The sequence below is a fragment of the Sphingomonas sp. genome (assembly GCF_042091075.1).
Taxonomy (GTDB): Bacteria; Pseudomonadota; Alphaproteobacteria; order Sphingomonadales; family Sphingomonadaceae; genus Sphingomonas.
The window spans coordinates 1-13,834 of sequence record NZ_JBELIE010000085.1 but is presented as its reverse complement, the minus strand read 5'-3'; the positions used below and the strand labels follow the sequence as shown (position 1 = coordinate 13,834).

Genomic DNA, 13,834 nt, shown 5'->3' with positions numbered 1-13,834 from the left:
CTGTGCACGCCAACCCATTCGACGATCTCGCCCGCGTCGCCGATCAGCGGCACGCCGCGGATCGCGAAGGTCCGCCACGTTCCGCAATGACGTCGCACGCGATGCTCGAACACGAAGGTCGACTTGGTCGCCACCGCGCGCTCCCACGCCGCGATCGTCGGCGCGGCATCGTCGGGGTGGACCGCATCCGCCCAGCCGTAGCCGCTGTATTCCGCTTCCCCCTGCCCGGTCAGCAGCGCCCAGCCGGGCTGCTCGCCCACCATCCGGCCATCGGCGTCGTTGGTCCACAATACGCCGTGCATCGCCTCCATCGCCGCGCGGAAGCGCGCATTGGCGGACGCCAGCGCCTCGGCCTGGCCAGCCAGTCGCCGCTCCAGCAGCAGTCGCGCGGTATTGTCGATGACGGTGCACAGCACCCCGCCGACATGCCCCTCCGCCTCGTAAACGGGGGTGTAGAACAGGTCGAAGAACAGCTCCTCCGCGGCACCGCCCCGCAGCAGCGTCATCGGCTGATCGCGATAGTCGACCGTCTCCCCCGCGAAGCCGCGCTCCAGGATCGCGCGGTTCCAGTCCCAGATCTCGGGCCAGACCGCCGCCGTCGTCCCGCCTAGTGCACGCGGGTGATTTCCGCCGGCGATCACGCTATAGGCGTCGTTATAGATCATGATGTGGTCCGGCCCCCACATCAACACCTTGGGCACCGGCGAATTGACGACGTTCGACACCGTCGCCCGCATCTCGCGCGACCAGCCATCGATCGGCCCCAGCGAGGTGCGCCCCCAGTCGAAGCGCCGCACCATCTCCCCGGTCTCACCGCCGCCCACCGGAAAAGGCGTGTGCCGCGGTGGCGCGCCACGCTCGCGCAGCAGCTTCAGCGCAGTACGCACCACTTCGCTGGCATTGCCATAATCTCCCGATGCCATCGCCTCGCCGATGAACGCATCCAGCTCCGGGGTCAGCGACACATTACGCGATTGTCTGGTCGTCATACCACCGGAGTGCGCCGTGTCGCGTCCTGTGTCAATCAATGGCACACGATAGCGTGGCGATACCTGCCAGACTGTCGCTATTTGGCACTAAGCCACTCACGACGAAAGGCTTCTTGCGCTGGCGACAACGTGCCGCCGTGCGCCTCGATGCGGGTGATCCGCAGCGTCGGGTCGGCGATCGCGACCAGCCGCGCGCTGCCTTCGCGGCCACGCTGCACGAACCGGACGCTGATCGTCGTGCCGGGCGACAGGCGCGACAACCGCGTGTTCCAGGCGGCGGCACTGGAGACCGTCGCATTGTCGATCGACACGATCCGGTCGCCCCGGTCCAGACCCGCCAGATAAAGCGGCGATCCCGGGCTCGGCGCCTCTGCCAGCGTCACCGTCCGGCCGGCAACGCTCACGCGCCGCGCGCCGAGCCAGCCCGCCTGCGGCGCGGCCGGCGCCAGCACGAACCCGGCCTGGGCCAGCAACGGCGCCAGATCGGGCAACGCATGCCCCGCGATCGCCGTGGCAAAGAATCGCTCCGCGAAAGCCCGGTCGCCGGTCACCTCCGCCAGCGCGGCGCGCAGGTCATCGGGGTGATACGGCCGCTCGGTCCGCCCATATATGCGCCACAACGAGCGCATGTAATCGTCGAGCGACTTGCCCGGAAAGCGCTGCCGGATCGACAGGTCGAGTGCCAGCGCGATCACCGCGCCATAGGGATAATAAGAGACATAGACCCTTGGGCTGACCGGATCGATCGACGTCGCGGCATCGGCGAAGGGTGCGCGGATGCTCATCTCCCGCGGCCCGGCGATGGCACGCGCGGGGGCATTTTCGATCAGGTCGACCATCGGTGACAGCGTGGCCAGGAAGGCGTCGTCCTTGGTCAGCCCCGCGCGCCGCAACATCAGCGGCCCCAGATAGCTGGTGAATCCTTCGGCCAGCCACAGCGACGGGGTGGTGTTCGCTCGTATGAAATCGAACGGCTCAAGCCCCGCCGGACGCAGCCGTTCCACATTCCAGGCGTGGATGAACTCGTGCGCGATCGTATCGAGCTGGTCGGCATTGGTGCCGTCGAGCGGCGCGCTGCCGGTCACGATGGTCGAGTTGCGGTGCTCCATGCCATCGCCGCTGATCTGCGGAAGATAATCGGCGATAAAGGTATAGGTGCCGTCGTCGAAGCGCGGCCACTCCCCGAACAGCGCGTGATGCTGCTGGATCAGCGCCTTCACCTGCCCCGCCAGCCGATCCACCGCCGCCGCATCGCCGGAATGATGCACCGCCAGCCGGATCGTATAGCGCCGCTCGCCATCGGATACCGGCCATGCGCGAACGAGATGATCCGACAATTCCACCGGGCTGTCCATCAAGGCTTGCAGGTTGCACGCGCGATAGCTGAACGGCGCGCCCGCTTCGGGCAATGACGTCGTCACCTTCCACGCGGCGTCGGCGGGGGTGAAGCGCAGCTCGATCGGGGCATCGTCATAGCCGACCGCCCATAGGATCGTCGCGGGCATGTTGAGGTGCGCGTGGGTGGCGTCGATCTGGGCATAGGTGCCGTCGCCGCGATCGCCGAACAGCGTGTAGCTGACCCGCACGATGCCGTCGTGGCCGCTGCTGACCGTCCAGCCATAGGGATCGCTGCGATCAAGCGGCAGCGCACGTCCCGCGCCGTCTGTGGCCGACACATCATAGACGTTCTTGGCGAATTCGTGGAGCGCATAGCGCCCCGGCGACGAGCGGGACATCTGCACCCGCAACGGCCCCGCCGGCACGCCACGCCAGATCGCGGTGATGCGCGCCTCGTGATGCGCGGCATCGGGGAAGCCGATCTCATAACGAACCGGCGCGTCCACCGGGGGCCGCTGTTGCGCCATCCCGTCCGAGCCCAGAACCGCCAGCCACGCCGCTGCCCCCATGCCGATCCGCTTCATCGATATCCCGTCGCTGTCGTTGCCGGTGCAGCAGCACGCGCCCGCGATCCTATTGTCAAGCCACTCAATCGGCTGGCGAAAGTGCGCGGCCCCGATCGATTGCGGCCGATCTGCGGCGACGCGCAACCCGGTAGCGTCATCGCGCCACCATCCCTAAGACCGGCCGGTGGCATCGGACCGTATCCTGCTCGCCGTCGCCTTGCGGCTATCATCGGTGGCGTTCTTCGCGCTGATGAACGTCGGCATCAAATTGGCGGAACAGAGCGGCGCCGCGCTGCCGGAAATCCTGTTCTGGCGGCAGGCGGGGGCGGGCATGCTGGTGGCGGCGGTGATCGCCTCGGGGCCGGGCTTCGCCAGCCTCGCCACCCGGCGGATCGGTGCGCATGTGCTGCGCGCGACGATCGGGCTGATCACGATGGCGTTCACCTTCTATACGCTGACGGTATTGCCGCTGGCGGAAGCGACGACGATCGGATTCTCGATGCCGATCTTCGCCACCATCCTCGGCGCGCTAATACTCAAGGAGCCGACCGGCTGGCGGCGCTGGGCGGCGGTCGCGATCGGCTTTGCCGGGGTGCTGGTGGTGACGCGCCCCGGCGGCGGCGGGCATGCGATCCCGGCGGTGGGAATCGCCACCGGGCTGTCGGCGGCGGTGGGCACGGCGACGATTTCGATCCTGCTGCGCACGATCGGCAAGACCGAGCAGCCGTTGACGACGGTCTTCTGGTTCTCGACGCTGTCGCTGGTCCCGCTGGGCCTGATCTATATGTTCACCGCGCAACCGCATCCCGTGACCGTCTGGGCGATCCTGCTGGGCGTCGGGCTGTTTGGCGGTGCCGGACAGATAGCGATGACCACATCGCTCAAGTTCGGCCCGGTCTCCACGGTGGTGCCGATGGATTATACATCGCTGATCTGGGCGACCTTGCTCGGCTGGTGGGTATTCGACCGGCTACCCGCGGAGACGACATGGCTGGGCGCGCCGATCATCATCGCCAGCGGCCTCTACATCGTCTGGCGCGAGCATGTCCGCCGGCGGGAGGAAACGCGGCAGGCGATCACCAGCGGCATCGCGTAACCTCCGCGCCCCTCATTCCGCCGCGGCGGCAACGGCCGGGCTTTCCTTCCACACCAGCACCGGCTTTCTCGCCGCGAGCGTCTCGTCGAGGCGCGCGCGGGGGGCGAAATGCGGAGCGGTCTTCAGGCTCCGATCGCCTGCCTTGGCACGCTCCGCCACCGACCGCAGCGCGCCGATGAACTGGTCGATCCCCGCCTTCGATTCGGTCTCGGTCGGCTCGACCAGCATCGCGCCATGGACGACCAGCGGGAAATACATGGTCATCGGATGGAAGCCCTCGTCGATCAGCGCCTTGGCGATGTCGATCGTCGAGAAGCCGTCCGCCAGACCCGCGTCGCTGAAAATCGCCTCGTGCATGCACGGCCCGCTCTTCGCGAACGGCGCATCCAGCGTGTCCTCCAGGCTGCGCAGGATGTAATTGGCGTTGAGCACCGCATCCTCCGCGACCTGCTTGAGACCGTCGGCGCCATGGCTGAGGATATAGGTCAGCGCGCGGGTGAACATACCCATCTGGCCGTGGAACGCCGTCATCCGGCCGAAGCTGTCAAGGCGCCCGCCGAAATGCTCGTTCGAGAATTCCTCGGCGCGCTCTTCCTCGATCAGATGGACATACCCGTCCTTCGTCCGCGCGGTATAGGGCAGCGGCGCGAACGGCGACAACGCCTCCGACAGCACCACCGGCCCCGACCCCGGCCCGCCGCCGCCATGCGGGGTCGAGAAGGTCTTGTGCAGGTTGATGTGCATCGCATCGACGCCCAGGTCGCCCGGCCTCACCCGGCCGACGATCGCGTTGAAATTGGCGCCGTCGCAATAAACGTAGGCGCCCGCCGCATGCACCGCGTCGCTGATCTTCTTCAGATCGCGTTCGAACAGGCCGCAGGTGTTGGGATTGGTGATCATCACCGCCGCCACGTCCGGCCCCAGCCGCGCGGTCAGGGCGTCCAGGTCGACGCGGCCCTCGGGCGTTGCGGGAATGTCCTCGACGCTGAAGCCAGCAAAGGCCGCGGTCGCCGGATTGGTGCCATGCGCGCTCTCGGGCACCAGCACCACCTTGCGATGGCCCTCACCGCGCTTCTCCAGCGCCGCCTTGATGCACAGGATGCCGCACAATTCGCCATGCGCGCCCGCCTTCGGGCTCATCGCGACGCCATGCATCCCGGTCAACGCGATCAGCCAGTGCGCCAGTTCGTTGATGACGCCCAGCGCGCCCTGCACCGTGTCGACCGGCTGGAGCGGATGGACGTCGGCGAAACCGGGCAACCGCGCGATCCGCTCGTTGAGACGCGGATTGTGCTTCATGGTGCACGATCCGAGCGGAAACAGACCAAGGTCGATCGCGTAATTCTGGCGCGACAGACGGGTGTAATGACGCATCGTCTCCGGCTCCGACAGGCCGGCCAGACCGATCGGGTTCTTGCGCGTCAGTGCGCCCAGCCGCGAGCCCGCGACATCGCCCTCGGCGAAATCGACGCCGGTCGTGCGCGTATCGCCGATCTCGAAGATCAGTGGCTCTTCGAGCATCAGCGCGCGATTGCCGGTGAACGTCGCCGGCGCGCCGCCGTCCTTCGCCTCGGGCGACACGGGCTTCCAGCCGCTCTGATTGATCGTCATGCCAGCACCTCCTGCAGCGCGGTCGCCAGCGCCTCGATATCCTCGTCCGTCACGGTTTCGGTCACCGCCACGACCAGTCCGTTGGCGAGCGCATCCTCGCCCGGATAGAGCCGCCCCAGCGACACACCCGCCAGCACGCCACGGTCGGCCAGCGTCCGCACGATCGGACGCGCCTCCTTGCCCAGGTCGATGGTGAATTCGTTGAAGAACGTGTCGTTGACCAGGCGCACACCCGGCACCCGCGCCAGGCGATCCGCGGTGCGGCACGCCTGCGCATGGTTGATCGCCGCCAACCGGCGCAACCCCGCCTCGCCCAGCAACGTCATGTGGATCGAGAAGGCCAGCGCGCAGAGCCCCGAATTGGTGCAGATGTTGCTGGTCGCCTTTTCGCGGCGGATATGCTGCTCGCGCGTCGACAGCGTCAGCACGAAGCCGCGCTTGCCGTCCGCGTCCACCGTCTCGCCGCAGAAACGCCCCGGCATCTGGCGGATATATTTGTCCTTGCAGCCCATCAGCCCGACATAGGGCCCTCCGAACTGCAGCCCGACGCCGATCGACTGCCCCTCGCCGACGACGATATCCGCATCCATTTCGCCCGGGCTGCGGATCGCGCCAAGCGCCACTGGCTCGGTGACGACCGCGATCAGCAGCGCCTTCCTCGCGTGGCAGGCATCCGCCAGCGGGGTCAGGTCGGCGATCCGGCCGAGGATATCGGGATATTGGACGACGACGCAGCTGGTGTCGTCATCGATCGCCGCGATCAGCGCGTCGATGTCGGTCTCCGCGCCCAGCGTCGGCAGCGAGGTTTCCAGCGCGTCGCCGGTATAGGTCGCCATCGTCCTGGCGACCGAGACGTAATGCGGGTGCAGGCCGCCCGACAGGATCGCCTTGCCCCGCCGCGTGATGCGTCGCGCCATGCCGATCGCTTCCCAGCAGGCGGTCGAGCCGTCGTACATGCTGGCATTCGCCACATCGGTGCCGAGCAGGCGCGCGACCTGCGTCTGGAACTCGAACAGCATCTGCAGCGTGCCCTGCGCGATTTCCGGCTGATAGGGCGTATAGGCGGTCAGAAACTCGCCGCGCTGGATCAGATGATCGACCGATGCGGGCACATGGTGCCGATACGCGCCGCACCCCAGGAAGAACGGCACCTCGCCGGCCACGACGTTCCGGCGTGCCAGCGCGGTCATGTGCCGTTCGACCGCCAGTTCGCTGGCGTGCGACGGCAGCCCCTCGACCGGGCCGTCAAGGCGCGCGGCTTCGGGCACGTCGACGAACAGATCGTCGATCGAGGACGCGCCGATCACCGACAGCATGTCGGCCCGGTCGGCAGGTGTAAGCGGCAGGTAACGCATGACGGTCTTTCGATCGGGCCGTCCCCCCCGGCGCAGGCCGGGGCGGTGGTGAGGAATTAAAGCTTGGCGACGAACGCGGCGTAGGCGGCTTCGTCCATCAGCGCGTCGAGCTCGCTCGTATCCGACAGCGTCAGCTTGAAGAACCAGCCCTCGCCCTCGGGGTCCGAATTGACCAGCGACGGATCGTCGGCCAACGCCGCGTTGCCGGTGACGACGGTGCCCGATACCGGGGCATAGACGTCCGACGCGGCCTTCACGCTCTCGACCACCGCCGCCTCGTCGCCCTTGGCGATCTGACGGCCTTCGTCGGGCACCTCGACGAACACGATGTCACCCAGCTGGCTCTGCGCATAATCGGAGATACCGACCGTGCCGACGTCCCCGTCGACGTCGATCCATTCGTGGTCCTCGGTGAAATAACGGCTCATCTTACTTCACTCCTCGGAAGTAGCGGTGGGGAACGAACGGCATCGCGGTCACGGTTCCTTGATGAACCTTGCCACGCTGCACGAGCTGAAGGACGGTGCCCGGCGCAGCCATCGCGCCGGGGACATAGGCCATGGCGATCGGCGCGCCGACGCTGGGCGCGAACCCGCCCGAGGTGACGTGGCCGACCGTGCTGCCATCGGCATCGATCACGCTCGCGCCCTCGCGCACCGGCTGACGCCCCTCGACCAGCACGCCGACGCGACGCGTGACCGCGCCCTGCTCCCGCTCGGCCAGGATGCGCGCCGCGCCGGGGAAATCGGCCGCCTCGCGCCGCCGCTTGAACAGCGCGAAGCCGAGGTCGGCCATCACCGGGGTCGTCTCGGGGTCAAGATCATGGCCGTAGAGCGGCAAGCCCGCCTCCAGCCGCAGCGAATCGCGCGCGCCCAGGCCGATCGGCTTCACCTCCGGCTGTTCGAGCAGCGCGTCGGCCAGCGCCTCCGCCGCCTCGGCGGGCACCGACATCTCCACCCCGTCCTCGCCGGTGTAGCCCGAACGGCTGATCCACAGCCTGTGGCCGTTCCAGTCGAACGCGCCGGCCTGCATGAAGACGAGGTCCGCCACCCCGGGGATCAGGCGTGCGACCGCAGCGACCGCCTCCGGCCCCTGCACCGCCAGCAGCGCATGATCCTCCATCAGGTTCAGCGTCACCTCGTCGGGCAAGCGCTCTATCATATGCGCGAGATCGTCATATTTGGTCGCGCCGTTGACGACCATATACACCTGCTCCTCGCCCTGCCGCGTCAGCATCAGGTCGTCGAGCACGCCCCCGTCGTCGTTGAGCAGCAGCGAGTATCGCGCGCGGTTCAGCGTCAGGCCGGCGATGTCGGCGGGCATCAGCGCCTCCAGCGCGGGCACCACTCCCTCGCCGGTGATCGTCAACTGCCCCATATGGCTGACGTCGAACAGCCCGGCATGCGCGCGCGTCCACAGATGCTCGGCCATGATGCCTTCATACTGGACGGGCATGTGATAGCCGGCGAATTCGACCATCCGCCCGCCGTGCGCGCGATGCCAGGCATCCAGCGGCAGTGTCACGATCTCGATCGGCTCGAGTTCGTCATCGGCAGCGATATCGCTCATCATTTCGGCCTTCCGTCGTCGAGGGCGGAGCTGGGGCGCGGGCGTCAGGCCCGACCCAAGATCCCTGTCCCCCTCTGTCACGGAACCTGAGAGCTTTCCCCTGCCCCTGGCCGGCGCTACCGCAGGCGACGTCAGACGGGTTACCCCTTCGGTGGGCGGCGGGCCGGGCCCGCAGCCGCTTTCCAGAGTGTCGATCGCCCGCGCGGTCCCTTTGACCTGAGAGATTCCGGGGTGGTTGCTCCTTCGGCGGCGGCGATCGGCCTGAAAGGCCCGCCGCGCTCTCCCGCGCTGGCTGATGCCGGTTGCCCGGCAACGACACGCCGCCTCTACAAGGTGGCGGGCGCGAGTCAATCGAGGATCGCGTTAGCGCCGCCGTCGATCAGCCCGATCGACCAGCCACGACACCGCCAGTACCGCCAGCCCGGCCAACGCCAGCGCCGCGCCGACCCAGCCGGTCGAGGTCCAGCCGTAGCCCGCCGCGATCGCCAGCCCGCCCAGCCACGGCCCCAGTGCGTTGGCGGTGTTGAAGGCGGAATGGTTGAGCGCGGCGGCCAGCGCCTGCGCCTCGCCCGCGACATCCATCAGCCGCGTCTGCAACACGGTACCCAGCGATCCGCCCAGCCCGATCAGCAACATCGCCACCAGCACCGACCACAAATGCCCCGCCGCGACCGGCCATAGCGCCAGCGCGACGGCGCTCCACACCAATACCCCCGCCGCGCTGGGCAGCAACGCGCGATCCGCGAAGCGCGGCACGATCAGATTGCCCGCGGTCATGCCGACACCGAACACCGCCAGTGCCAGCGGCACCGTCGCCTGCGGCACCTTCGTCACCGCCAGCATCGTATCCGCCAGATAGGTATAGACCGCGAACAGCCCACCAAAGCCGATCGCGCCAACCGCCAGCGTCAGCCATACCTGCCGGCGCTTCAGGGCGGTCAGCTCGCGCAGCGGGCTCGCCTGCGGATCGGCGGCGTCGCGCGGCGCGAACAGCGCCACCAGCGTCGCGGTGAGCGCTGCCCGCGCCGCCACGATGACGAAGCATGAGCGCCACCCGATCAACTGCCCCAGCGCATTGGCGGCGGGCACGCCAACGATCGTCGCCACCGTCAGCCCCAGCAGCACCCGGGCCGCCGCCCGCGTCCGCCGCCCCTGGTCCACCAGCGATGCGGCGACCAGCGTGGCGATGCCAAAATAGGCGCCGTGCGGCAGGCCGCTGAGGAAGCGGAACGCCATCATCGCGCCATAGCCGGGCGCGGCGGCGGACAAGGCGTTGCCGACCGCGAACAGCCCCATCAACACGATCAACAGCGTGCGCCGCGCCATCCGCGCGCCGACGACCGCGAGCAGCGGCGCCCCCACCACCACCCCCAGCGCATAGGCGCTGATAAGGTGCCCGGCGGTCGGCGCGTCGACATTAAGGTCGCGTGCCATGTCGGGCAGCAGGCTCATCGTCGCGAATTCGGTCGTCCCGATCGCAAAGCCGCCCACCGCAAGCGACAGATGGATCAGCCCGACGGGCGCCTGCGACCGGCTGGCAATGGCGGTAGCCATAGGTCCCCCATGGATGATCGTGAGCGCTAAAGCTGGTCATGCTGCGATGCAGCGTCAAGGGCGTGACGATCGATCGTGCGACGATGCGACGCACGGCAAGGCCCGGCGGGGGCGGATGCGGCATCTTTCGCGCGGGCCGGCCACGCGCTATCCTTCGCCTCCGTGGGCGCCGCTTGCGAACACTGTTCTATCGTAGTAAAACACCCTTGACCATGCGCCCCGATCCCTACGAAGCCGGCCGCGTCCGCTATCATCATGCCCGTGGCGACGCGACGGAGCCGCCCGCGCCGCCGCCTTCCGCCCCCCCACCGCCGGCCTCGCCACCGCCTGCCTCGCCGCTGCCGTCTTTCGACGCCTGGCACCCCGCCGCCCCGCCACCCCATGGATATGACCATGACCATGGCGGGATGGGCGGCGGCGGCGGTTTCGAGCCGCCCCGCCCGCGCTGGACGGCGCGCCGGATCTGGACCTGGGCATCGCGGGCACTGGCGGCGCTGATCGTGCTGTTTGTCCTCGCGGTGATCTGGCTGGCGGTCACTGCGCCGCTGTCACGCTCGCTGAAGCCCCCCGCCCCGCCCTCGATCACGCTGCTGGCCGCCGACGGCACGCCGATCGCGCGACGCGGCGCGATCATCGGCGCGCCCGTCGACGCGGCCACACTGCCCGCCCATGTGCGCAATGCCTTCGTCGCGATCGAGGACCGGCGCTTCTATTCCCACTGGGGTATCGATCCGCGCGGCATCGCGCGCGCCGCCTGGGCCAATCTCGGCTCGGGCGGGGTGCGGCAAGGGGGCAGCACGATCACCCAGCAGCTGGCAAAGAACGCCTTCCTCGATTCGGATCGCACCGCCGCGCGCAAGATGCGGGAGGTGATGATCGCCTTCTGGCTGGAGGCATGGCTGTCCAAGGACGAGATCCTGTCGCGCTACCTCTCGAACGTCTATTTTGGCGACAATGTCTACGGCATCACCGCCGCGTCGAAACATTATTTCGGGCGCACGCCGCAGACGCTCAACATCGGGCAGGCGGCGATGCTGGCGGGGCTGGTCAAGGCGCCTTCGCGACTGGCTCCGACCAGCAATCTGAAAGGCGCGCGCGCCCGGCAGGCGGTGGTCGTCGGCGCGATGGTCGACGCCGGCTTCCTGACGCAGCGCGAAGCGGACGCGGTGCAGCCGCAGCGGGTGTTGTCCGACCGGCCAGAAACACTGCCGACCGGCACCTATTTCGCCGACTGGGTGCTGCCCAGCGCACGCGAAGTGGCCGGGGACGCCGGCCGCGATGCCACCGTGCGCACCACGCTCGACCCCAAGTTGCAGCGCACGGCCGAACGGGTCGCGCGGCAGGCCGGGCTGCGTAAGGCCCAGGTCGCGCTGGTGGTGATGAAGCCGACCGGCGAAGTGGTCGCGATGGTCGGCGGGCGCGACTATGGCGCCAGCACCTTCAACCGCGCCGTACAGGCGAAACGCCAGCCGGGCTCAACGTTCAAGCTGTTCGTTTATCTCGCCGCGATGCGCGCCGGGCTGACCCCGGACACGGTGCGCGACGATTCACCGATCGAGATCGCCGGATGGAAGCCGAAGAACGACGACGGTCGCTACCTCGGCCCGATCACGCTGCAACGTGCCTTCGCGCGTTCCTCCAACGCCGTCGCGGCACGGCTGACGCAGGAGGTGGGCGTCCGCAACGTGATCCGCGCCGCGCGCGACCTGGGCATCACCACGCCGATCGCCAACGAGGCGACGATCGGCCTGGGCACATCGGAAGTGTCGCTGCTGGAACTGACCTCGGCCTATGCCGCGATCGCCAGCGGGCGCTATCCGGTGGTGCCGCGCGGGGTGGAGGGCAATCGCAACGCCAGCTGGTACGAGGCGATCGCGGGCCGCGACACCGCGATGCCGGAGAAGATCCGCGATGAGATGCGCACCTTGCTCGGCTCGTCGATCCGCGGCACCGGGCGCGATGCCAATCTGCCGGTGCAGGCGTTCGGCAAGACCGGCACCAGCCAGGGCGGTCGCGACGCCTGGTTCATCGGTTTCGCCGGCAATCTGGTGGTCGGCGTATGGGTCGGCAACGACGACAGCACCCCCAATCCGGGGCTGCACGGCGGCGGCATTCCGGCGCAGATCTGGCGCCAGTTCATGATGAGCGCGCTCGACATCCCCGTCGTCGTCGCGCCGGTCGAGGACGAAGCGTTCGCGCCGGTGGACAATGCGATCGGCGACATGGGCGACCAGGTCGGCGATTTGATCGATCGCACCGGGCCGGCGGTGGGTGATGCGCTCGACCGGCTGCGCGAGCTGGGGGTGGAGCCGCCCGAACCGCCCGAACCACGCCCGCCGCGTGATCGTGGCGCGCCGGATCAGCCCCCGCCGGACGACCGCACCGCGCGGCCCGACCCGGACGCCTTCTGAACGTGGAGACGGGGCGTCGGAACGACGCGAGGCGCTGACCCGTATTGACCCGCCGTCGCGCAGCGCCGACAGCGCGGCGATGCGTTTCTTCTCCGACAATGCCGCCCCCGTTCACCCCGCCGTGCTGCGCGCGATCGCGGCGGCGGACGAACTCGATACCGCTTATGATGGCGACCGTTGGTCGCAGCGGCTCGACGCGCGCTTTTCGGCGCTGTTCGATACGGAGGTTCGCGCTTTGTGGGTGCCGAGCGGCACCGCCGCCAATTGCCTTGCGCTGGCGGCACTGTGCCCGCCGCATGGCGCGGTGGTGTGCCATCGCGATGCGCATATCCAGAACGACGAGTGCGGCGCGCCCGAATTCTACACCCATGGCGCGAAGCTGATGCTGGCGGATGGCGACGGCGCGAAGATGACACCGGAGACGGCCGGGGCGGTGCTGTCGCTCGCGCGGTACGACGTGCACCAGCAACGGCCGCATGCCTTGTCGATCACCAATGCGACCGAATATGGCCGCGTCTACTCCCCCGGCGAGACCGCCGCGCTGGGCGCGCTGGCGAAGGAGCGCGGGCTGGGATTTCACGTCGACGGCGCGCGCTTCGCCAATGCGGTGGTCGCGACGGGGGCGCATCCGGCAGACCTGACGTGGCGCGCGGGGGTCGACGCGCTCAGCTTCGGCTTCGTCAAGAATGGCGGGATGAATGCCGAGGCGCTGATCTTCTTCCGCCCCGAACTGGCGGAGGCGACGCTGTTCCGCCGCAAGCGCGCGGGGCATTTGTTGTCCAAGGGACGCTATCTCGCCGCGCAATTGCTCGCGATGCTCGACGACGACCTGTGGCTCGATTGCGCGCGCGCCAGCAATGCCGGCGCCGCCCTGCTGGCGCAGGCCGCGGGCGAGCGGCTGGTCCATCCCGTCGACGCCAACGAGGTGTTCCTTCGGGTGACGCCGGACGAAGCCGCCTCGCTGCGCGGCAAGGGCTTCGACTTCTACGATTGGGGCCCGGGCGAAGCACGGCTGGTGATCAGCTGGAACCAGCGCGAAGAGCAGATCCGTCCGCTTGCCGACGCGATCGCGGCGCTGTGAGCGATCCGCTATGAGCGACGCCCGCCCCAACAGCACGCGCGCCTCGGTGCTGGTCCCGTTCGCGATCGTCACGCTGATCTGGGGATCGACGTGGATCGTCATCCGCGACCAGCTGGGCGTGGTGCCACCGAGCTGGTCGGTCACCTATCGCTTCCTCGTCGCGGGGCTGGTGCTGCAGGCGGTGGCCATGGTGCGGCGCGAAGCGGTGACGCGCGATCCCGGCTTCTGGGTCTTCGCGACGACGCTGGGATTGTTGCAGTTCGT

Annotated in this window: 11 protein-coding genes and 1 riboswitch; of the genes, 4 read left to right on the top strand and 7 right to left on the bottom strand. The window is 68.6% G+C overall.

The window, feature by feature from the left end; translation table 11 throughout:
• Together ACFDSW_RS09990 and ACFDSW_RS09985 are read right to left on the bottom strand one after the other, a co-directional pair.
• A partial coding sequence (locus tag ACFDSW_RS09990) for a PAS domain-containing protein (protein WP_375250140.1) occupies positions 1-965 on the bottom strand: 965 nt, incomplete at its 3' end.
• 101 nt (positions 966-1,066) lie between these two features.
• Positions 1,067-2,911, bottom strand: a complete 1,845-nt coding sequence (locus tag ACFDSW_RS09985) for a M61 family metallopeptidase (RefSeq protein WP_375250139.1) — start codon at positions 2,909-2,911, stop codon at positions 1,067-1,069.
• Positions 2,912-3,077: 166 nt separating this feature from the next.
• On the opposite strand from ACFDSW_RS09985, the gene ACFDSW_RS09980 reads away from it, so the two are divergent.
• Entirely contained in the window at positions 3,078-3,989 is a 912-nt protein-coding gene (locus ACFDSW_RS09980; RefSeq protein WP_375250138.1) for a DMT family transporter, read from the top strand.
• Between the two features lie 12 nt (positions 3,990-4,001).
• On the opposite strand, the gene gcvPB is transcribed toward ACFDSW_RS09980, so the two are convergent.
• The 5 genes from gcvPB to ACFDSW_RS09955 all read right to left on the bottom strand — a co-directional run bounded on the left by gcvPB (position 4,002) and on the right by ACFDSW_RS09955 (position 10,078).
• Complete coding sequence (gcvPB, locus tag ACFDSW_RS09975; protein ID WP_375250137.1) at positions 4,002-5,600, bottom strand: aminomethyl-transferring glycine dehydrogenase subunit GcvPB; 1,599 nt, start codon at positions 5,598-5,600, stop codon at positions 4,002-4,004.
• Complete coding sequence (gene gcvPA, locus ACFDSW_RS09970; protein ID WP_375250136.1) at positions 5,597-6,955, bottom strand: aminomethyl-transferring glycine dehydrogenase subunit GcvPA; 1,359 nt, start codon at positions 6,953-6,955, stop codon at positions 5,597-5,599. Before gcvPA ends, gcvPB begins: the two co-directional genes overlap by 4 nt.
• A 56-nt stretch (positions 6,956-7,011) precedes the next feature.
• Positions 7,012-7,383: a glycine cleavage system protein GcvH gene (gene gcvH, locus ACFDSW_RS09965; RefSeq protein ID WP_375250135.1), complete on the bottom strand. Its 372-nt coding sequence runs from the start codon at positions 7,381-7,383 to the stop codon at positions 7,012-7,014.
• Position 7,384: 1 nt separating this feature from the next.
• Positions 7,385-8,524: a glycine cleavage system aminomethyltransferase GcvT gene (gene gcvT / locus ACFDSW_RS09960; protein WP_375250142.1), complete on the bottom strand. Its 1,140-nt coding sequence runs from the start codon at positions 8,522-8,524 to the stop codon at positions 7,385-7,387.
• A 193-nt stretch (positions 8,525-8,717) separates the two neighbouring features.
• Positions 8,718-8,820: riboswitch (glycine riboswitch) on the bottom strand.
• Positions 8,821-8,887: 67 nt separating this feature from the next.
• Positions 8,888-10,078, bottom strand: a complete 1,191-nt coding sequence (locus ACFDSW_RS09955; RefSeq protein ID WP_375250134.1) for an MFS transporter — start codon at positions 10,076-10,078, stop codon at positions 8,888-8,890.
• A 212-nt stretch (positions 10,079-10,290) separates the two neighbouring features.
• On the opposite strand from ACFDSW_RS09955, the gene ACFDSW_RS09950 reads away from it, so the two are divergent.
• The 3 genes from ACFDSW_RS09950 to ACFDSW_RS09940 form a co-directional block, all read left to right on the top strand.
• Positions 10,291-12,489 carry a transglycosylase domain-containing protein gene (locus ACFDSW_RS09950; protein WP_375250141.1) on the top strand — a complete coding sequence of 733 codons (2,199 nt, stop codon included), beginning with the start codon at positions 10,291-10,293 and terminating at the stop codon, positions 12,487-12,489.
• Between the two features lie 79 nt (positions 12,490-12,568).
• Positions 12,569-13,570, top strand: a complete 1,002-nt coding sequence (locus ACFDSW_RS09945; protein ID WP_375250133.1) for a threonine aldolase family protein — start codon at positions 12,569-12,571, stop codon at positions 13,568-13,570.
• Between the two features lie 10 nt (positions 13,571-13,580).
• Positions 13,581-13,834: EamA family transporter (locus ACFDSW_RS09940; protein ID WP_375250132.1), on the top strand; the 254-nt coding region annotated here is incomplete at its 3' end.

Coding starts and splice junctions, on each gene's coding strand:
- ACFDSW_RS09985 (WP_375250139.1), bottom strand. CDS start 2,911: ATGAAGCGGATCGGCATGGGGGCAGCGGCGTGGCTGGCGGTTCTGGGC.
- gcvPB (WP_375250137.1), bottom strand. CDS start 5,600: ATGACGATCAATCAGAGCGGCTGGAAGCCCGTGTCGCCCGAGGCGAAG.
- gcvPA (WP_375250136.1), bottom strand. CDS start 6,955: ATGCGTTACCTGCCGCTTACACCTGCCGACCGGGCCGACATGCTGTCG.
- gcvH (WP_375250135.1), bottom strand. CDS start 7,383: ATGAGCCGTTATTTCACCGAGGACCACGAATGGATCGACGTCGACGGG.
- gcvT (WP_375250142.1), bottom strand. CDS start 8,524: ATGAGCGATATCGCTGCCGATGACGAACTCGAGCCGATCGAGATCGTG.
- ACFDSW_RS09955 (WP_375250134.1), bottom strand. CDS start 10,078: ATGGCTACCGCCATTGCCAGCCGGTCGCAGGCGCCCGTCGGGCTGATC.
- ACFDSW_RS09950 (WP_375250141.1), top strand. CDS start 10,291: ATGCGCCCCGATCCCTACGAAGCCGGCCGCGTCCGCTATCATCATGCC.
- ACFDSW_RS09945 (WP_375250133.1), top strand. CDS start 12,569: ATGCGTTTCTTCTCCGACAATGCCGCCCCCGTTCACCCCGCCGTGCTG.